18 protein-coding genes are annotated in these 19,534 nt (G+C 69.8%); 11 read left to right on the forward strand and 7 right to left on the reverse strand.

The genetic code is table 11. The features are described 5' to 3' along the window. Positions 1-71 precede the first annotated feature (71 nt). Positions 72-653, forward strand: coding sequence for an SCE4755 family polysaccharide monooxygenase-like protein (locus tag PSEJ31_RS0107370; protein WP_028915080.1), 582 nt, complete (start codon positions 72-74; stop codon positions 651-653). Positions 654-842: 189 nt separating this feature from the next. Here the strand turns inward: PSEJ31_RS0107370 and PSEJ31_RS0107375 are convergent, their stop codons facing one another. Continuing rightward, entirely contained in the window at positions 843-1,565 is a 723-nt protein-coding gene (locus PSEJ31_RS0107375) for an rRNA pseudouridine synthase (protein ID WP_028915081.1), read from the reverse strand. Between the two features lie 97 nt (positions 1,566-1,662). On the opposite strand from PSEJ31_RS0107375, the gene PSEJ31_RS0107380 reads away from it, so the two are divergent. Both PSEJ31_RS0107380 and PSEJ31_RS0107385 read left to right on the forward strand, forming a co-directional pair. Continuing rightward, entirely contained in the window at positions 1,663-2,520 is an 858-nt protein-coding gene (locus PSEJ31_RS0107380; protein WP_028915082.1) for a PA4780 family RIO1-like protein kinase, read from the forward strand. Between the two features lie 881 nt (positions 2,521-3,401). Further along, on the forward strand, positions 3,402-3,623 hold the full coding sequence (locus tag PSEJ31_RS0107385) for a hypothetical protein (protein WP_028915083.1): 222 nt from the start codon (positions 3,402-3,404) through the stop codon (positions 3,621-3,623). A 474-nt stretch (positions 3,624-4,097) separates the two neighbouring features. Here PSEJ31_RS0107385 and PSEJ31_RS16515 read toward each other — a convergent pair whose 3' ends face one another. From PSEJ31_RS16515 to PSEJ31_RS0107405, 4 genes are all read right to left on the reverse strand, one after another. After that, complete coding sequence (locus tag PSEJ31_RS16515; protein WP_186828120.1) at positions 4,098-5,240, reverse strand: DUF3800 domain-containing protein; 1,143 nt, start codon at positions 5,238-5,240, stop codon at positions 4,098-4,100. Between the two features lie 101 nt (positions 5,241-5,341). Continuing rightward, complete coding sequence (locus tag PSEJ31_RS0107395) at positions 5,342-6,115, reverse strand: NrdJb (RefSeq protein ID WP_028915084.1); 774 nt, start codon at positions 6,113-6,115, stop codon at positions 5,342-5,344. 100 nt (positions 6,116-6,215) lie between these two features. Beyond that, a complete protein-coding gene (locus tag PSEJ31_RS0107400) occupies positions 6,216-7,028 on the reverse strand; it encodes a histone H1-like repetitive region-containing protein (RefSeq protein WP_028915085.1) in 813 nt (270 codons plus the stop codon). Positions 7,029-7,188: 160 nt separating this feature from the next. Continuing rightward, complete coding sequence (locus PSEJ31_RS0107405; RefSeq protein WP_037034762.1) at positions 7,189-9,345, reverse strand: adenosylcobalamin-dependent ribonucleoside-diphosphate reductase; 2,157 nt, start codon at positions 9,343-9,345, stop codon at positions 7,189-7,191. Positions 9,346-9,837: 492 nt separating this feature from the next. Between PSEJ31_RS0107405 and PSEJ31_RS0107410 the strand changes: the two genes are divergently transcribed. The 8 genes from PSEJ31_RS0107410 (at position 9,838) to PSEJ31_RS0107450 (ending at position 17,465) form a co-directional block, all read left to right on the forward strand. Further along, positions 9,838-11,292: a Do family serine endopeptidase gene (locus tag PSEJ31_RS0107410; RefSeq protein ID WP_019398034.1), complete on the forward strand. Its 1,455-nt coding sequence runs from the start codon at positions 9,838-9,840 to the stop codon at positions 11,290-11,292. A gap of 87 nt (positions 11,293-11,379) precedes the next feature. Beyond that, positions 11,380-11,739 carry a hypothetical protein gene (locus PSEJ31_RS0107415; RefSeq protein ID WP_019398035.1) on the forward strand — a complete coding sequence of 120 codons (360 nt, stop codon included), beginning with the start codon at positions 11,380-11,382 and terminating at the stop codon, positions 11,737-11,739. Between the two features lie 9 nt (positions 11,740-11,748). Then, positions 11,749-12,252 carry a membrane protein gene (locus PSEJ31_RS0107420; protein WP_028915087.1) on the forward strand — a complete coding sequence of 168 codons (504 nt, stop codon included), beginning with the start codon at positions 11,749-11,751 and terminating at the stop codon, positions 12,250-12,252. Next, positions 12,249-12,734 carry a hypothetical protein gene (locus tag PSEJ31_RS0107425; RefSeq protein ID WP_028915088.1) on the forward strand — a complete coding sequence of 162 codons (486 nt, stop codon included), beginning with the start codon at positions 12,249-12,251 and terminating at the stop codon, positions 12,732-12,734. The genes PSEJ31_RS0107420 and PSEJ31_RS0107425 overlap by 4 nt, the downstream gene beginning before the upstream one ends. Positions 12,735-12,787: 53 nt before the next feature. Next, positions 12,788-13,918, forward strand: a complete 1,131-nt coding sequence (locus PSEJ31_RS0107430; RefSeq protein WP_026010565.1) for an AI-2E family transporter — start codon at positions 12,788-12,790, stop codon at positions 13,916-13,918. 85 nt (positions 13,919-14,003) lie between these two features. Then, entirely contained in the window at positions 14,004-14,735 is a 732-nt protein-coding gene (locus tag PSEJ31_RS0107435; protein ID WP_028915089.1) for an HAD-IA family hydrolase, read from the forward strand. Then, positions 14,732-16,096, forward strand: coding sequence for a leucyl aminopeptidase family protein (locus PSEJ31_RS0107440; RefSeq protein ID WP_028915090.1), 1,365 nt, complete (start codon positions 14,732-14,734; stop codon positions 16,094-16,096). Before PSEJ31_RS0107435 ends, PSEJ31_RS0107440 begins: the two co-directional genes overlap by 4 nt. 361 nt (positions 16,097-16,457) lie before the next feature. After that, positions 16,458-17,465: a hypothetical protein gene (locus PSEJ31_RS0107450; RefSeq protein WP_147208197.1), complete on the forward strand. Its 1,008-nt coding sequence runs from the start codon at positions 16,458-16,460 to the stop codon at positions 17,463-17,465. Positions 17,466-17,468: 3 nt separating this feature from the next. Here PSEJ31_RS0107450 and PSEJ31_RS0107455 read toward each other — a convergent pair whose 3' ends face one another. After that, on the reverse strand, positions 17,469-18,071 hold the full coding sequence (locus PSEJ31_RS0107455; protein ID WP_019398837.1) for a response regulator transcription factor: 603 nt from the start codon (positions 18,069-18,071) through the stop codon (positions 17,469-17,471). Continuing rightward, the gene (locus PSEJ31_RS0107460; protein ID WP_028915092.1) at positions 18,068-19,330 is read right to left on the reverse strand and encodes a sensor histidine kinase; all 1,263 of its coding nucleotides are present in this window, start codon (positions 19,328-19,330) and stop codon (positions 18,068-18,070) included. Before PSEJ31_RS0107460 ends, PSEJ31_RS0107455 begins: the two co-directional genes overlap by 4 nt. Between the last annotated feature and the right edge of the window lie 204 nt (positions 19,331-19,534).

Consider the following 19,534-nt stretch of genomic DNA (forward strand, 5'->3'; position numbering starts at 1 on the left):
CGCAATCAACCGCCTTGGGGCGGGGCGATTTGTGTAATGTCCGGGGCACGACCGCCGAAGGAGCCTTGCCCATGCGCCGCCGAGCTTCCGCCTGCCTGCTGCTCCTGCTGGGCCTGGGCGCCGGCCCTGCCCACGCCCATTTCGCCGTGGACTTCGCCGACACCCACCAGTCGCGCTACGGGCCGGGCGAGATCAAGTCCGCGCCCTGCGGACGCCCGGACGGCGAGCGCGGCGAGCACGTCTATACCTATGCCCCCGGCGAGACCATCACCGTGTCCTGGGTCGAATACGTGGCCCATCCCGGCTACTTCCGCATCGCCTTCGACAACGATGGCGACGACGACTTCGTGAATCCCGCGCGCATCGCCCCGGCCGGCCGCAGCTGCGCCGAAGGCGAGCCCCACTGCGGCGACGGCGACTTCTACAACAACGCCACCGTGCTGGTGGACGACTTCGGCCGCCACGACGTGGCCGAGAACGGCAAGCCCTACTCGCTCCAGCTCAAGCTGCCCGACGTCGAATGCGAGAACTGCACCCTGCAGATCATCCAGCTGATGACCGAGGCCGGGAAGGCGCCCTACGACCCGGCGGCCGAGGATGCGGACGACATCTACTACCAGTGCATCGACCTGCGGCTGCAGGCCAGCCGGTAAACAGGCAATCGCGCCCCTGAAGTGCAACCAGGCCCGGGCCGTCGCCATGGCCCGGCCACCCCAGGGCGCGATTGGCCTGTGTAGCCCGGTCAAGGCCGCAGGCCGCATCCGGGGGGCCGCACACGCGACGCATCCGGCATTCCCGGCCATCCCGTCGCGGGTGCGCTTCGCCTACCCGGGCTACGTAGGTCAGAACTTCCCGCCCACCGGCAGGTAGCGCCAGGCGCCAACCGGCATCTTGGCCAGGGCGATGCGGCCGATGCGCAGGCGGCGGATCGAGACCACCTGCAGGCCGACCTGGGCGCACATGTGGCGCAGCTGGCCGGGGCGCGGGCCGTTGATCGCGAAGCGCAGGCGGGTCTCGTTCTGCCAGCTGACCTTGCATGGCGGCAGGGGGCGGCCTTCGTAGGACAGGCCGTGGCCAAGGCGGGACAGGCCCCAGGGCTCCAGCAAACCCTCGACCTCGACAACGAACTCCTGCTCGATGGTGGCGATGTCCTCCACCAGCCGGCGACGCACGCGCCCGTCCTGGCTCAGCACCACCAGGCCGCTGGCTTCCGGCTCCAGCGGCACCAGCGAGGCCAGCCGCTGGAAGTTCTTGCGCAGCATGCGGATGCCGGTGGTGTCGCCGTCCCAGCGGTTGGCCGGCGGCAGCAGGTCAGCGATCGCGCCGGCCGCGGCGTGCAGGTCCACGCCGGCCGGCTTGTGCAGCAGGAAGGTTGCCGGTTCGATCGGCTGCGGACGGGCGCCGGCAACGATCTCCACCACCTCGTCGGTGACCATATGGCCGGGCAGTTCCACCACCTGGCCATCGACCTCCACCCAGCCACCCTCGATGTACTGCTCGGCCTCGCTGCGCGAGCATCGGGCCAGCTCGGCCACGCGTCGGGCCAGTCGGATCGGGTTGGACATGAACGGCACGCCATGGGGTCGGGGGGCGCGCAGTGTATCGCTCGCGCGCGCCGGCGCCGGTCCACGGCCCTCGCCCGATCACTGTTTACGAGGTGCCATGAGAACTCCCGCCGCACTGCAGGCGCTGATCGACGACGGCGTGATCGACGCCGTGCTGCGCCCGCTCAAGAGCGGCAAGGAGGCCTCGGTGTACGTGGTCCGCGCAGGCGACGAGATCCGCTGCGCCAAGGTCTACAAGGACATGGCCCAGCGTAGCTTCCAGCAGCGCGTGCAGTACCAGGAAGGCCGCAAGGTCCGCGGCAGCCGCGAGGCCCGCGCGATCGGCAAGGCCACGAAGTACGGGCGCAAGCAGCAGGAAACGGCCTGGAAGAACACCGAGGTCGATGCGCTGTACCAGTTGCGCGACGCCGGCGTGCGCGTGCCCGAGCCGCATGGCTACGTCCACGGCGTGCTGGTGATGGAGCTGGTCGCCGATGCCGAGGGCAGTTCCGCCCCGCGCCTGGGCGAGGTCGCGCTCTCAGCCGCGCAGGCGCGGGACTACCACCGCTTTCTGGTGCGGCAGATCCTGAGGATGCTCTGCAGCGGCCTGGTCCACGGCGATCTGTCGCCCTACAACGTGCTGGTCGGCGCCGATGGCCCGGTGGTGATCGACTTTCCCCAGGTGGTCAGCGCCGCCGGCAACAACGCCGCCCGTACCATGCTGCTGCGCGACGTCAACAACATCACCGCGTATCTCGGCACCTCGGCTCCCGAGCTGCTGGACACCTGGTACGGCGAGGAGATGTGGGCCCTGTTCGAGGCCGGCGAGCTGCACCCGGACACCGAGCTGACCGGCCACTTCGAGCACGACGAATCCATCCCCGACATCGACGGCGTACGCCACGCCATCAACGATGCCCGCGAGGAAGCGCTGATCCGCCAGCAAGGCCGCGAGGCGGCGGCCGAAGCGGACTAGGACGTGCACCTGCGGCGCCTAGCGCGAGGCGCTCGTAGCCGGATAAGCCCGAAGGGCGCATCCGGGGCCTCGGCCACGAGGCTACTCAATCCCCCGGCTGCGCTTCGCACACCCGAGCCACGAAACCGTCAGAAGTGAACCTGACCCCGTTAGTAGCCGATACAGGGGCAGGTGCGTAGCCCCGGCCAAGGCCAAAGGCCGCAATCCGGGCCTCGGTCAATCATGCAACGCGAACACGCGTGCGCTTGCTCCCGGGGGGGCGCCCTGAACTACCGTCGTCCGCCCCGGCCATTGGCTTACGACGGCCGAAATTCTATTCTCGGAATGTGGTTCGGCGTCGTCTTTCAATTAGGGGGTGAGAGTTGAATCGAGCACAGCGGACGTTCTTGGCGATAGGGATGCTGGGCATGGTGGCGATGCTCGTTTGGGTCCCCTACTCGGCCGTCTATAAAGGAACCCCTGGCCACTTGTGGACGAATGCAGGGTATGACTCGATCTTCACGCCACCCGACGTGGAGGTCTGTCGCGTAGCCATCGAGAACTATTCGGGCGTCGATTTCGGGTATGGCTTTCAAGAGGAGCGATGTGAGATTCGCTTGGATGTGAGGCGTTTGACCTTGACTGCCGCAGCAGTTGCATTAGCAACGGGGGCCCTTGTGATCGTTCTAGGATTGTTGGCCCCTAGAGGGAGTTCATCCTTACCTCTGAGACGAACGGTTGACTCGCAGCCAGAGCCTGCACCTGCCTCTCCGAGCTCAGACATTGCACGTGCACTTCTGGCTCGAAATCCTCGCTTACCCATTAGGGACGGTGACCTCAGCGAGAAAAACCCACTAGTCATAACCGCGAGGACAAACTACGTTGCGGCGGAGTATGAAGTCATGGAAGCCCTTCACTCTGGTTGGGACAGCATCGAATTTGAGTTGAAAGATCAGGGCTTGGTGAAGCGTGGCAACAAGCGAATCGACGAGCTCACGTACCGCTATCGAAAGCCCGGACAGTCCCAATGGGGGCACGAGAAAACCTACCATTTCGATGTAACCATCGGAATGGAGGAGCTACGGCGGGAGATCGAACACCGGTGGTGGCAAGTCTGGAAGTAATCGTGAAGGCCGGATGGAACCGAAGGCCGCGTCCGGGCTCGCCTTTGGATTCACGCGGGCCCGGGTGCGCTGCGCTTACCCGGGCTAGGAGAGCCATCCTGACCATAGTCAGCCCGGCCTACGACGGCCGCACAGACCCGTTATACGACGCACCCAGGACTAGACGCGGCTCGGGAACCGAAAGCAAAGTATCAGGCTCGACAGCACATTTGTGTATATCCACACATCTTGGGGCGGGACGAAAACAAATTCACCTGACCTCTTATCTCCTAGCTCCTATCTCCCCTTCGCACTCGCAGCGAGCGCGACCGCCGGCCAACGACCAACACATGCCGCGCTGGTTGACACCATCATGCGTAAGCCTTGCCTGGCTCTCCGCGAACAAATTTCTGCTCCGCCACCTGCCCTGCCTGCCTGCCATCATTAGATTCGCTGAGCGTTACCCCCTCACTTCCAACCCCGGATGATTTGCTCTCACACCAAATAGGTGAGCCTCCGAATGCATTCAAATCTGTCCTGCGACAGCAGATCAACATCGCCGTTGGTTGCGGTCGATATGATCTGGGCAGTGCTCTTGACCCGCCTTAGTGCCGGTATCACTTGCGCATCCGTGAGTTCGATATAACTCTCAATGTCCTTCATCGAAGCGGGAAGCTTGTAACCCGGATCCGGGCGAGACGCTTTACTACTGATCAGAACACCTTCGTCCCTTAGTGGACCTACAATTTTGCTTCTTAGCACTTGTGCCCCCAATGGCTTCTCCATCGCTCGACCAAGTTTTTCTTCAATAATGTTGGCCATAAGGTAGTCCCCGTGGGCAACAACGGAATGTTCGATCAGGGCCTTCAAGAACTCACACCTAAGAAAGGACTCCTCTGAGCGGTCTTGGTGGGAGTCGATGTACCTTATTGCGCGGCGCAGGGCCTCGCTTCTTATGATGTTGTCCAATTTCTCATCGGACTCCAGTGCGCCCCCATTACCCCATAGGATTGGCTTTGGCCAATCCCAAGTGCAGCACACTTGGCTCAGTAGCGTGTAGAGCCGATCTCGATCCTCTGTGTCTCCCGCTTCGGCGAGCTTAGCTATCGAACCGGCGTACAGATCGGCGACCTGTATTCCTATGCAGGCCGCACTGTCGACCACATCAAACCTTTTAGCCGGGAAGAGGTCGTCCTCCTCGAAGCGTGCATGTAGGTATTTAACAAACCCTGCCTTGAAGTCCTCTCTTCCCTTCTGGTCGAAATATATTTCACTAGTTCCAGCCGCAGGAAGATACTTGCAGAAGTCGTCTGCAAAGTATTTTACGAAGGACCTCGAGAACCTGAGACCGCTGTCGGAACTGATTAGCGACTTTCTAACACGATATGCCACAACCGAGAATGGCGGGAGGAGTTCCCTAGCGGAAGCGAGAATTTTCAGGCGGCGCGCAATGTTGGCGCCTATTTTTGAAGACTTTATTTCCCCTGTTTGAAAGTACTTTGCCCGGAGTTTGGATGCTTTCGCGATGAATTCTTCGACATGGATTCCGGCGACAACGACCGCTGCAAGAACGTAAAACTCGGAAGCCCCCTTGCTGATGTTTAGACTCTCGTCACCCGATTCATCGATGTAGATCACACGGTTCCGCACATGACCCCCCCAACAGGCTGCGAAAGAAAAAGGGCCAGTTCGTTTTAGACGACTGGCCCCTTCGGTCTACTTAGCAATGGCGTGACCCCTCACCCGCACTTGCTATACCCGCAGTTCAAGCACGTCGCACACCCATCCATGATCACCAGCGCCTTGGTGCTGCACTTGTGGCACATGGTGGCGCTGGGCGGGAAGCTGGTGCCTTCGCCGGTCACGGCGACGTCCTCCTCGCGGGCGGTGGTGGCGGCGGTGCCGTTGACGGCGGCGCTGGCGCCCTTGGCGCGCTCTTCGTACTGCTTGCGCTTCTCGGCGATCAGGGCCTTCTGGTGGGCGCTCATCTCCGGGTCGTGGATCAGGCCGATGGACTTCATGTGCTCCTCGACCACGGCGCCGATCTCGGCCACCAGCGAGGGCATGTACACCCCGCCGGCCTTGAAGTAGCCGCCGCGCGGGTCGAACACGGCCTTCATCTCCTCCACCAGGAAGGTCACGTCGCCGCCCTTGCGGAACACGGCGGACATGATCCGGGTCAGGGCCACGATCCACTGGAAGTGGTCCATCGACTTGGAGTTGATGAACACCTCGAACGGGCGGCGCAGCTCGTGCTCGGTGCCGGCGTTGAGCACGATGTCGTTGATGGTCACGTACATGGCGTGCTCCACCAGCGGCGACTTGATCTTGTAGGTGCTGCCGATCAGGACGTCCGGGCGCTCGATGCGCTCGTGCATGTGGATGACGTTGTCCTTCGGCTCGCTGGCCGCGTCGCGATCGGCGGCGGGCGCCGGCGCGGCGGTCTCGCGCGCCTTGTCCTCCGGGGTGACGACGGAGTAGCCCTTGATTTTCCTGTCGATCTTCACGGCCATGGGGCTGGATCCTCTTTCTGGTCGGTTCTTCTGGTTATGGATACGGGGCGGCGGGGCCGCGGCTCCTCCCGCCGGGGCGGGAGGAGCCTTGCAGGGGTTTTCAGCGGGTGCGGCGGGCGGCGGCCTTGCGGGCCGGGGCCTTCTTCGCCACGGTCTTGCGGGCGACGGCCTTCTTCACGACCGCCTTCCTTGCAACGGTCTTCTTGGCGACGGTCTTCTTGGCGACGGGCTTCCTGGCGACGGCCTTCTTCGCCACGCCCTTCTTCACCGCGGGCTTCTTCGCCACCTTCTTCGCGGCCTTGGCCGCCTTCTTCACCGCCTTCTTTGCGGCGGCGGCCTTCTTCGCGGCGACGACCTTGCGGCCGACGGCCACCTTCTTGGCTGCGGCCTTCTTGGCGGCGGTCTTGCGGGTGGCAGCGCGCGCGGCGATGCGGCTGCGGGCGGTGCTCGCCTCGGCGGCGGCGTTGGCCTTGGCCGCCTGCAGCCTGGTGCGGGCCTTGGCCACGGCCTTCTTGGCCGCCTTCTTCGCCGTGCCGCGGGCCTTGTCGGCGGTGGCCTTGGCCTTCTTCGCGGCGGCGGTGGCCTTCCTGGCCGCGGTGCTGGCCTTCTTCGCGACCGTGGCGGCCTTTTCCTTCGCCTTCTTCGCCACGGTGGCGGCCTTCCCGGCGACCTTGGCGCGGGTGCGGGCCGCGGCCTTCTTCACCTTGGCGACCACCGGCTCGGCGGCGGGTTCGGCCTCGGCTTCGGGGGCCGGCGCCGGCGCGGTCGGGGCTTCGGCGGCGGTCAGCGCCTCCGGAGCCTGGGCCTCGCCGGCGGCCTGCGCCTCGGCGACGGGGGTCGCTGTGTCGTTGCTGCTGGCGGGATGGGCGGCGTCCTCGGTCAGGGTCGCCGTCACACCATTGCTGTTGCTCATGGGGCCCTCCTTGGGCTCGCTGGATGTGGTCATCGGGACACTCTCACTGGCTCCGGGCGCCGTTTACCGCAGGAAGCCGTGGCGGGCGCCCGGAAAGCGCGCGCCACGGCCGGGGACCTCGGGACGGGTCGCGGGCCTGCGGGCCCGCGCCGCCCTCCGGTCAGAACTTGCCGTAATACCCTTCCTTGAGGGCATCGAACAGGTTGGCGGCGGTGTGCACCTCGCCGTCGTACTCGATCTCCTCGTTGCCCTTGACCTCCACCACCGAGCCGTCCTCCAGCTCGAAGCGGTACAGGGTGTTCTCCAGGTCCTTCTCCTTGACCAGCACGCCCTGGAAGGCGGCCGGGTTGAAGCGGAAGGTGGTGCAGCCCTTCAGACCCTGCTTGTAGGCGTACAGGTAGATGTCCTTGAACTGCTCGTACGGGTAGTCGGTGGGGACGTTGGCGGTCTTGGAGATGGAGCTGTCCACCCACTTCTGGGCGGCGGCCTGCACGTCCACGTGCTCCTTCGGCGAGATGTCGTCGGCGGAGATGAAGTAGTCCGGCAGCTTCGCCTCCGGGTCGTCGGAGAACGGCATCGCCTTGGGGTTGACGAAGTGGCGGTAGGCCAGCAGTTCGTAGCTGTAGACGTCCACCTTCTCCTTGCTCTTCTTGCCCTCGCGGATCACGTTGCGGCTGTAGTGGTGCGCGAACGAGGGCTCGATGCCGTTGGAGGCGTTGTTGGCCAGCGACAGGGAGATGGTGCCGGTCGGGGCGATGGAGCTGTGGTGGGTGAAGCGGGCGCCGACCTCGGCCAGCTCGTCCACCAGGTCCGGGGCCACGGTGGCGATGCGCTGCATGTAGCGGCTGTAGCGGGCGTGCAGCACCTTGCCTTCGATCTCCTGGCCCACGCGCCAGCCGTCCTTCGCCATCTCCGGGCGCTGGCGCAGCATCTGCGGGGTCACGGTGAAGGTCTCGTCCATGATCGGGGCCGGGCCCTTCTCCTTGGCCAGCGACAGGCCCACTTCCCAGCCGGCCACGGCCATCTCCCGGGCCACCTGCTCGGTGAACTCCAGGCTCTCGGCCGAGCCGTACTTCATCTTGAGCATGGTCAGGGTCGAGCCCAGGCCCAGGAAGCCCATGCCGTGGCGGCGCTTGCGCAGGATCTCCTGGCGCTGCTGCTCCAGCGGCAGGCCGTTGACCTCGACCACGTTGTCCAGCATGCGGGTGAACACGCGCACCACTTCCTTGTACTCCTCCCAGTCGAAGGAGGCCTTGTCGGTGAAGGGGTCGCGCACGAACTTGGTCAGGTTGACCGAGCCCAGCAGGCAGGCGCCGTACGGCGGCAGCGGCTGCTCGCCGCAGGGGTTGGTGGCGCGGATGTTCTCGCACCACCAGTTGTTGTTCATCTCGTTGACGCGGTCGATCAGGATGAAGCCCGGCTCGGCGTAGTCGTACGTCGAGACCATGATCATGTCCCACAGGTGCCGCGCCTTGATGTGGCCGTAGACGCGGCAGGCGACCATGCCATCGTCGCGCACGATGTAGGCGTCGTCGTGGGCCGGCCAGTCGCGCCAGACCACCTGCTCGGGGTTGGAGAGGTCCAGGTCGGCCTCTTCCTTGCGGTTGACCGGGAACACCAGCGGCCAGTCGGCGTCGGTCTCCACCGCCTGCATGAAGCCGTCGGTGACCAGCAGCGAGAGGTTGAACTGGCGCAGGCGCCCGTCCTCGCGCTTGGCGCGGATGAAGTCCTTAACGTCCGGGTGGGAGACGTCGAAGGTGCCCATCTGCGCGCCGCGGCGGCCGCCGGCCGACGAGACGGTGAAGCACATCTTGTCGAAGATATCCATGAAGGACATCGGGCCGGAGGTGTAGGCGCCGGCGCCGGCCACGAACGCGCCGCGCGGGCGCAGGGTCGAGAACTCGTAGCCGATGCCGCAGCCGGCCTTCAGGGTCAGGCCGGCCTCGTGGACCTTCTGCAGGATGCCGTCCATCGAGTCGCCGATGGTGCCGGAGACGGTGCAGTTGATGGTGCTGGTGGCCGGCTTGTGCTCCTGCGCGCCGGCGTTGGAGGTGATGCGGCCGGCCGGGATCGCGCCGCGGCGCAGCGCCCACAGGAAACGCTCGTACCAGTAGGTGCGCTTCTCTTCGGTCTGCTCGGCATCGGCCAGGGCCCGGGCCACGCGCTGGTAGGTGCCGTCGACGTCGGCGTCCAGCGGCACCCCCTGCTTGGTCTTCAGGCGGTACTTCTTGTCCCAGATGTCCTGGGAAGCCGGCTGCAGCGGGATCTCCGCGACGGGTTTGTCCGTATTGACCACTTCGAGGCGCACCGTACTCATGCTGTTGGGATCTCCTTCCGCACCGTAATCCAGTTGGGGGCCGGGGTGGGAACGAGAAGGGCACGCCGTGGCGACGCGAAGACGCGCCGCCTGCCGGAGTCAGGCGCCGGGTTTGTCGCGGCCTGCGCGGCCGCTTCCGTACGCAATTTCCTGTCCCATCCGCTCGCCGCTCCGGCGTTGGGCCCGCAGTGTTGGCTATTCACCTAAACCACCAATCACTGGGGCCAGCGTTGTGTTCGACCGCTATATCTAGTGGCTCGACAGGCGGCCAAGCTAAGCCCGGGCGGCGGGCAGTGTCAACCGCGATTCGACAAACGCAGCAACGGCGGGAGCGGGCTTCCGGGCGGGGGCGTACGGAACAGATGGAATGCGCAGGTCAAGAGGGGTTTCACCGCCGGTTTAGCGCCCCGGGGCGACACTCGTTCAGCTTGATGACGTGCCCTGCCGCCCCCATGGTGGCGGCGTTCCCATCCACGCCAGCCAGGAACCTGCATGCGCCGCGCGACCTCGCTCATCGCCCTGACCGCTGCCGCCGCCTTCGGGGGCTTTGCCGCCACCGCCGTGCGCGAAGCCCTGGACAACCGCGCCCACGCCAGCCCCGCCCCGGTGCCGGCCGCGCCGGCGCCGACCGCCAGCGTGCCCATGGCCGCCGCCCTGCCGGTGGCGGTGGACGGGCAGCAGCTGCCCTCGCTGGCGCCGATGCTGCAGCGGGTGCTGCCGGCGGTGGTCAGCATCCACACCAAGACCCGGGTGCGGGTGCGCAACCCGTTCTTCGACGACCCGTTCTTCCGGCGCATGTTCCCGCAGGTGCCGCAGGAGCGGATCAACGAGTCGCTGGGCTCGGGCGTGATCATCGACGCCGGCCGCGGCTACGTGCTGACCAACCACCACGTGATCGAGGGCGCCGACGACGTGTCGGTGTCGCTGGCCGACGGCCGCACCTTCACCGCCGAGTTCCTCGGCTCGGACGCGGACACCGACGTGGCCCTGATCCGGATCCCGGCCGAGAAGCTGACCGAGCTGCCGCTGGGCGACAGCAGCAAGCTGCAGGTGGGCGATTTCGTGGTCGCCATCGGCAACCCGTTCGGCCTGAGCCAGACGGTCACCTCCGGCATCGTCTCGGCGGTGGGCCGCAGCGGCATCCGCGGCCTGGGCTACCAGAACTTCATCCAGACCGACGCCTCGATCAACCCGGGCAACTCCGGCGGCGCCCTGGTCAACCTGCGCGGCGAGCTGGTCGGCATCAACACCGCCTCGCTCAACCCGCGCGGCTCGATGGCCGGCAACATCGGCCTGGGCCTGGCCATCCCCTCCAACCTGGCGCGCGACGTGGTGCAGCAGCTGGTGACCACCGGCGAGGTGCGCCGCGGCACCCTGGGCGTGGACACCCAGCCGCTGGACGCGCGCCTGGCGCGCAGCCTGGGCCTGCCGGAAAACCAGCAGGGCGCGCTGGTGGCGCGGGTGCACGCCAACTCCGGTGCCGCCGCCGCGGGCCTGCGCCCGGGCGACGTGATCGTGGAGGCCGGTGGCCAGCGCATCACCAGCCCGATGGCGCTGCACAACTTCGAGGGCCTGCAGCCGGTGGGCTCGCAGGTGCCGCTGCGGGTGCTGCGCGACGGCCGCACCCTGGAGCTGCGCGCGACCCTGCGCGAGCAGCCGCGCAGCCTGGCCGGCGACGCGGTCGACCCGCGCCTGGCCGGCGCCACCCTGGCCGAGCTGCCGGAGCCGCTGCGCCAGGCGCGCGGCCAGGGCGTGCTGGTGGAGCGGGTGGCCAGCGGCAGCCGCGCCGAGGCCAACGGCCTGCGCCCGGGCGACATCATCACCGCCACCAGCGCCGGCCAGGTCTCGGACCTGTCCTCGCTGCGCTCGAGCCTGGCCGACACGCCGCGGCAGTTGGTGCTGCTGATCGAGCGCGGTAACGTGCGCGGGCGGCTGGTGCTGCAGTAAGCGCCAGCCGTAACGGACCCTACACCGCGGGCGTGGTCAGATGGCCGCGCCCATGCCGTCCCGGCATCCCCATCCAGGAGAACGCAGATGAGCCCGAACCCGAGCGAGAACATCAAGGAAAACCTCAGCGAGGCCGGTGCCCACCTGAAGTCGGCCGCCGGTGCCGCCGGCGAGGCGCTGCGTGGCGCCGCCACCGCCGCCGGCGACGAGCTGCGCCTGGGCAAGGCCAACGTCAAGGCCGAGCTGGCCGATACGGCGCTGTCGGGACTGGCCGCCGCCGAGCTGGGCGGCGAGGCCGCGCGCGAGCAGGTCGACGCCCTGCTCGACAAGGGCCGCGACCTGCTGGACAGCGCCGCCGAACTGATCCGCGAGCGCCCGCTGGCCTCCTTCGGCGTGGCCTTCGCCGCCGGCTGGCTGGTGGCCGCGCTGAGCCGCCGCGACCGCTGACGCACGGCCGTGGGCGACGGGGAGCACACCGGGGACGCCGGCCCGCAGGCCGGCGCGCCGCCGCCGCTGGACGAGACGATCCGCCAGGTCGGTGACGCCGGACGCGAGGCGCTGGGCGCCACCGCCGATTCGCTGCGCGCCCTGCGCGCGCTGCTGTCGGCCGATATCGCCATGGCCCGCTCGGCCATGGGCCGGGCCCTGGCCTGGACCGGCGTGGCGGTGGTGTTCGGGGCCTCGGCCTGGCTGCTGGCCACCGCCGCGGCGGTGGCACTGATGCAGCGCCTGGGGCTGTCCTGGCTCAGCGCGCTGTCGATCGCTGCCCTGTTCAACATCGGCGTATGCGCGCTGGCCGCCTGGCGCACGGCGCGCTTCTTCGACTACATGGGCCTGCACGCCACCCGTCGCCAGCTGAGCCGCATGGGCCTGTTCCAGGAGGACGACGAGGACGAGCCCGCGCCTGCGCCGCAGCCGTCGCAGGCCCCGCCGCCCGCGTCCCCGGAGGCGCCGCGATGAGGTTCGAGCATCTGCGCCAGCGGGTGGAGCGCGCCGAGGCGCGCGTGCAGCGCTGCATGGACCGCGCCGAGGACAGCCGCACCCGCCTGCGCGAGCACTGGCGGCTGGGCTGGACCCCGCCGCGGATCGTGGTTGCCGGCCTGGTGGCCGGGTTCCTGGTCGGCCGCGCCGAGCCGCTGGCACGGATTGGCGCGGCGCGCTGGCTGCAGTTGCTGGGCACCGCCTCGACCATGCTGGCCTCGATCCGCGCCGCCGCTGCCTCGGCCACCGCCGAGGAAGCGGCCGAGACCGCGGCCGAGGGCGCGGCAACCGCGGAGTTCGCGGCCAGCGCCGCCCCGGCACAGGCCGCGGCGGCCGCCGCCGACGCGGTGGCCGGGGCGCGGCCACAGCCGGCGCCCACCTATACCCACGCCGGCCCGCCGCCAGGCGCGCCGCGCGCACCGGCCCCGGCCGAAGCGGCCACCGACGTCTCCGAGCGCTAGCCGCGCCATCCGCATCCCCCAACGCCACGCCGGCGTCCGCCGCCCGAGGCCGCATGTCTTCCCCGCCTTCCAATCCGCCCTCCCCCGATACGCCGGTCGTCGCCGAGCCGGTGCCGGTGCCGATCGACGCGCACCTGCCGCACCTGCGCCCGCGCGCGCCCGGTTCGCTGGTGGTGCTGGCCACCCTGGCGGTGGGCTTCACCCTGTGGGCGGCGCAGGAGGTGATCCTGCCGATCCTGCTGGCGATGTTCTTCGCCCTGGTCGGCAATCCGCTGATCCGGCTGCTGCGGCGGCTGTGGATCCCGCGCTTCCTGGCCGCGCTGCTGGTGCTGCTGGCCGGCCTGGCCGGCACCACCCTGCTGGCGGTGCAGCTGGTGGAGCCGGCCACCGCCTGGGCCGAGCAGGCCCCGCGCGAGGCGCGCAAGATCGGCCGCGAGCTGCAGAACCTGACCAAGCCGATGCACGAGGCCAACCGCATCGCCGAGGACATGGCCCGCGCCGCCGCCGGCGAGGCCAACCGCAAGGTGCAGGTGGTGCGCACCCGGGTCGACGATCCCTACGCGGTGCTGACCCGCACCCCGCGCCTGCTGGCCTCGGTGCTGGCGGTGATCCTGCTGACGTTCTTCTTCATGGTCTACGGCGAGAACCTGCAGCGGAACGCGATCGCGCTGCTGCCGGGGCGGCAGCAGAAGAAGTTCACGGTGGAGATCCTGCAGTCGATCGAGCACCAGGTGTCGCGCTACGTGCTGACCATCAGCCTGATCAACGCCACGGTGGGCCTGGTGTTCGCCGGCATCCTGGTGCTGCTGCGCTTCCCGCTGCAGGAGGCGCTGCTGTGGGGCACGATGGTGATGCTGCTCAACTACGCGCCGTACGTGGGCCCGCTGATCGGCATGATCGCGATGCTGCTGGTGGGCTTCATCCGCTTCGACGAGACCCTGGCCTCGGTGACCCCGGCGGTGCTGTACCTGGTGCTGCACACCATCGAGGGCCAGCTGGTCACCCCGATCATCCTCGGCCGCAGCATGGCGCTGTCGCCGCTGGTGCTGATCCTGGCGCTGATGCTGTTCGGCTGGCTGTGGGGCCTGGTCGGCCTGCTGCTGGCGGTGCCGCTGCTGGTGTGCGTGAAGCTGGTGCTGGAGCAGGTCGAGGGCATGCAGGGCTGGGCCAGGCTGCTGGAATGACCGTCGGTCTGGCTACCCATCCGGGGAGAGCGCCTTTCACGGAGTGTTCCGCCCACGCCCGCGGCCCCGGGCCTACAATGCCCCGGTGAGCTTCACCGTCCGCGCCATCACCCTCGACCTCGACGACACGCTGTGGCCGTTCGCCCCGATCGGCGCGCGCATCGACCAGGTCCTGCACGAGTGGATGCTCCAGCACAGCCCGGCCACCGCGGCGATGTTCCCGGTGGAGGCGATGCGCGAGCTGCGCGAGCGCTCCTTCCGCGACAACCCGCACCTGCACCACGACCTCTCCGCCCTGCGCCGGCTGACCATCGCCGAGGCGCTGCAGGCCAGCGGCGCGTCCATGGACCTGCTGGAGCCGGCCTACGAGGTGTTCTACGCCGCCCGCAACCAGGTCGAGTGCTACCCCGACGCGATCGGGACCCTGGCGCGCATCTCCGCGCGCGTGCCGGTGGCGGCGGTGAGCAACGGCAATGCCGACCTGGAGCGGATCGGGCTGATGCAGCACTTCGCCTTCCAGCTGGGCTCGCGCGACCACGGCTACGCCAAGCCGCACCCGAGCATCTTCCACGCCGCCTGCCAGCGGCTGGGCTGCGGCCACGGCGAGGTGCTGCACGTGGGCGACCACGTGGAGATGGACGTGGCCGGCGCCGCGCGCGCCGGCCTGCGCACCTGCTGGATCAACCGCACCGGCGCGGCCTGGTCGCACCCGGAGCTGGAGCCGGACCTGGAGTTCGACACCCTGACCGCGCTGGCCGACTGGCTGGACGCCCACCTGGCCGACGCCTGCCGGCCGACTTCCGGAACCTACGCATGAACCCCGCTTACGCCACCCCAGGCACCCCTGCCCTTCCCCTGTACCTGCTCGACCGCGCCGGCTTTGCCGCCTGGCGCGACGCCCAGCCCGCCGCCGTGTCCGCGTGGCTGAAGGCGCAGGCCTTCGACGCCGCGCCCGGCAGCGCGGTGCTGCTGCCGGGCAGCGATGGCATCGCCGGCGCGGTGCTGGGCGTGGGCGACCGCCTGGATCCGTATGCCTACGCCCACGGTCCGCAGGCCCTGCCCGAGGGCGCCTGGGCGCCGCAGGGCGAACTGCCGGCCGACCAGCTGGCCGCGCTGCAGCTGGGCTGGGGCCTGGGCAGCTACCGCTTCGCCCGCTACAAGCAGGGCGGCCGCGCCCCGGCGCAGCTGCTGCTGGAATCCACCGACGCCGAGGCGCTGGACGTGCTGGCCGCCTGCGTGCGCGTGCGCGACTGGGTCAACACCCCGACCGAGGACATGGGCCCGGAGCAGCTGGAGGCCATCGCCCGCGAGCTGGCGCAGGCGCACGGCGCGCAGCTGGAGGTGGTCGCCGGCGAGGAACTGCTGGCACAGAACTTCCCGGCGATCCACGCGGTCGGTCGCGCCTCGCACCGTGCCCCGCGCCTGATCGCGCTGCGCTGGGGCGATGCCGCGCATCCGCACGCGGCCCTGGTCGGCAAGGGCGTGTGCTTCGACACCGGCGGCCTGGACCTGAAGCCGGCCGACGGCATGCGCAACATGAAGAAGGACATGGGCGGCGCCGCGCACGCGCTGGCCCTGGCCGGGCTGGTGATGGCGCGCAGGCTGCCGCTGCGCCTGACCGTGCTGGTGCCGGCAGTGGAGAACGCGGTCGGCCCGAACGCGCTGCGCCCGGGCGAGATCATTGCCACCCGCAAGGGGGTGAGCGTGGAGGTGGACAACACCGACGCCGAGGGCCGCCTGATCCTGTGCGACGCGCTGGCCTATGCCGCCGAGCAGCAGCCGGCGCTGGTGCTGGACTTCGCCACCCTGACCGGCGCGGCGCGCATCGCCCTGGGCCCGGACCTGCCGGCGCTGTTCGCCAACGACGACGCCCTGGCCGAGGGCTGGCTGGCCGCCGGCCGGGATACCCGCGACCCGGTCTGGCGCATGCCGCTGTGGCGCCCCTACCTGCGCTACCTGGCCAGCAACGTGGCCGACCTGGCCAATGCCGGCTCGCGCATGGCCGGCGCGGTGACCGCGGCGCTGTACCTGGAGCGCTTCCTGCCCGAGAGCCTGCCGTGGGCGCACCTGGACACCTACGCCTGGAACGACAGCGCGCGCCCGGGCCGACCGGCCGGCGGCGAGGCCCTGGGCCTGCGCTCGGCCTACGCCCTGCTGAAGGCGCGCAGCGCGGGCTGAGTGCCGCCCTCGCCCCGGCACCTGCCGGGGCGACACGGGATGGCGTTCCCGCGCAGCCCGGACAAGGCCGCACACCGCGTGCCTGGAGTGCGACCCGGCCCGGGCCGTCGCCACGGCCCTGCTGCCGCAAGGCGCGAGGCGAGGTGCCACGCCTCGCCAGGCCTTCGTACCGCAGCGGCGCGGTGCGCTTCGCTTGCCGGGCCACGCCGCCTGCAACCGCGCCTGTACCGTTCGCCGGAATCCCGACGCAGTTGGCGGAAGCGCGCGCGCCGGCTATGCCATCCTCACGCCGCGTCGACGGTGGGAATGGCCTGGACCGGCCGCCCGGTACCGCCGCCGCCGAACGGCAACGGAGGGCAGGATGCTCGGCAAGCTGGGGATGGGCGCGTGGTCGGGCGCGGCGTGGATCGCCGGGCCGGGCCTGGCGCTGCCGGGACGCGGCCTGTCCGCGGTCGATGCGGTGCTGGCCTGGCTTGGCATGGCCGCGCTCGCGGGGCTGTGCTGGATGATCCACGGCCACCGCCAGCGCCGGCGCCAGGCACTGCTGCAGCGCACCCGGGGCGGCCAGCCGCTGGAAGCCGACCTGCGCACCAGTTACCTGCTGCTGCTCGCCGCCGGTTCGGGGGTGCTGCTGTTGCTCGTGGCCTTGCTGCTGCAGGCCGGCGCCTGGCTGCTGGCCGCGCTGCTGTCCCTGGCCGCGCTGCTGGGGATCGCGCTCACCTGGGACCTGCTGCTGGCGTTCCGCCGCCCCGGGCCGATGCTGCGCATGGACCGGCACGGAGTGAGTTCGGCCGCGTACGGACGCATCCCCTGGTGCGACGTGATCGGCATCGAGCTGCAAAGCGTGCGCCACCGCCATGGCAGCATGCACACCCTGGCGCTGTGCGTGCGCAACCCCGGCCGTTACCTGGAACACGCCACCCCGCTGCTGCGCTGGATCCGGCGCCGGCTGCGCGACGAGCCCATCGGCACGCTGATGCTCGACCTCAACGCGCTGGACGAGGAGGCCGGGGTGATCCACCACACCGCGCTGGCGCTGCGCCGGCGCGATCCGGCGCCGTTCCTGGAGGCCTGGACCCGCCACATGGACCGCACCGCGGTCGAGGCCTTCATCGAGGCGCGCGGACTGGACAGCGAGCGCGAACGCATCATCGCCGAGCTGCAGGCGGTCGGGGACCAGGCGCCGCTGCCGGCCACCGTGGCCAGGCCCGCGCCGCAGGCGCCCAGCGAGGCGGCCGAGCTGCACTTCCGCCGGGCGCTGGCCGCGCACGTGCGGCGCACCCGGCGGCGGGCGCGCGACGCACGGCTGGCGTCGTGGGTGGTGCTGGGCCTGGCGCTGCTGGTGGCGCTGGTCGTCCTGCTGCGCTGAGTGCTACAGCCAGCCCTTCTGCCGCGCCAGGCGGTGGGCCTCGATGCGGTTGGCCGCGCCCAGCTTGCCGATCGCCTCGGACAGGTAGTTGCGCACCGTGCCCTGGGACAGGTTGAGGCGGGCGGCGATCTCGGCCGAGGACAGGCCCTCGCCGGCCAGGCGCAGCACCTGGCGCTCGCGGTCGTTGAGCGGGTCGGCCTCGGTCCAGGCCTCCATCGCCAGCTCCGGGTCGATCGCGCGGCCGCCGCGGTGCACGGTGCGCAGTGCCTCGGCCAGGCGCTCGGCCGGGGCGTCCTTGAGCAGGTAGCCGCGCACCCCGGCATCCAGCGCGCGGCGCAGGAAGCCGGCGCGGGCGAAGGTGGTCACGATCACCACCTTCACCGGCAGTTCGTGGCGGGCGATGCGCGCGGCCAGGTCGAGGCCGCCGAGGCCGGGCATCTCGATGTCGGTGACCAGCACGTCAGGCTGCAGGCGCTGCAGCTCGCGCCAGGCAGCCTCGCCGTCGGCCACCGCGCCGGCGACCTCGATGTCGGATTCCATCGACAGCAGCGCGGCCAGCGCGCCGCGCACCATGGCCTGGTCTTCGGCCAGCAGGACTCGGATCACGGGGCATGCGGCGAGGCGGACATGCCGTCGAAGTTACCAGAGCCGCGCTGCGCACCGGCAGCCTCGGCCGCGGCGGGCGCATCGACCGCCTGCGGCGCCACCGCCTCGCGCAGCGGCACCTCGACCACCAGCCGGGTGCCGCGCGGCTGCGCCGGTTCCCAGCGCACCCGTCCGCCAAGCGCATGCACGCGCTCGCGCATGCCGGCCAGGCCGTTGCCGGGGCGGATCGCGCCGCCGCGGCCATCATCCTCCACCAGCAGCCGGCAGCGCCCGCCCTCGGCCGCCAGCGACACGCCCACCTGGCGCGCACGCGCGTGGCGGTGGACGTTGGTCACCGCTTCGCGCAGGCACAGCGCCAATACCGTCTCCAGTTCCGGCGCCAGCGCCGAGGCGTCGTTGCGGTGCACCTGCAGGTCGATGCGCTCGCCACCCAGCAGCAGGCGCGCGGCCGCCAGCTCGGCGGCGAACTCGGCGCTGCGGATGCCGCTGACCGCGCGCCGCACCTGGGCCAGGGCCTCGCGCGCGATCCCCGCCAGCTCGCCGATCTCGCGCTGCGCCGCCTGCGGGTCGCGCGGCAGCAGCTTGCCGGCCAGGTCCGCCTTCAGCGCCACCAGCGACAGGGTGTGGCCGAGCAGGTCGTGCAGGTCGCGGCCGATGCGCTCGCGCTCGGCGGTGGCGGCCAGCCGCCGCACTTCCTCCTGCGACAGCTCCAGCGCCTGGTCCTTGCGCTCCAGCACCCGCTGCGACTGCACCACCACGCCCACCGCCAGGGTGGTCACCGGCATCCACACCATCGAGGTCCACGGATAGCCGAACGCGCGCGCCGCCAGCACGAACAGCACGTTCAGCGCCAGCAGCGCCAGCGGATAGCCCCACCAGCTGCGCCACGGGCCGAAGCCCAGGAAGATGCAGCCGAAGATGAAGTAGCTCATGCCCGACGGGTACCAGCGCAGCAGCACCAGGCACAGCGCCATCATGCCCAGCGCCGGCAGGCGCACGCGCCGCCGCGGCGCCAGCAGCACGCGCACGTACAGGGCCACGAACAGCGGGTAGGAAACCAGGGTCAGCGCCCACCAGAGCGGGTTGTAGCCCTGCGGGGTGAACACCGGGACGATGAACACCCACATCGTCCACAGCAGGTGCACGAACTCGGTCCACAGCGGGCGGCCGCGGCGCACCGCGCAGCCGGCGATCGAATCCGGCGCCGGGCGCAGCCAGGCCCGGAGGCGTTCGGTGGTGCGGGGGACGGGTGCTGACATCGGCTTCTCCTCGGCTGCGCCACGGGCCGTGCGGGGCGATGGTACGCCCGCCGCGGCCCGCGCAGTCTCCCGCGCGCGCGGGTGCCGGCCCATGCATGGCTGCCACCGAAGACGGATGACAGCCGTCACTGGGACGCGGCCGCCGCGGCGCCCAAGCTTGCCCTGCGCCGTCCATCCCGCCGCAGGCCGGTTCCGTCGCACCGG

The organism is Pseudoxanthomonas sp. J31, assembly GCF_000510725.1.
Classification (GTDB): domain Bacteria; phylum Pseudomonadota; class Gammaproteobacteria; order Xanthomonadales; family Xanthomonadaceae; genus Pseudoxanthomonas.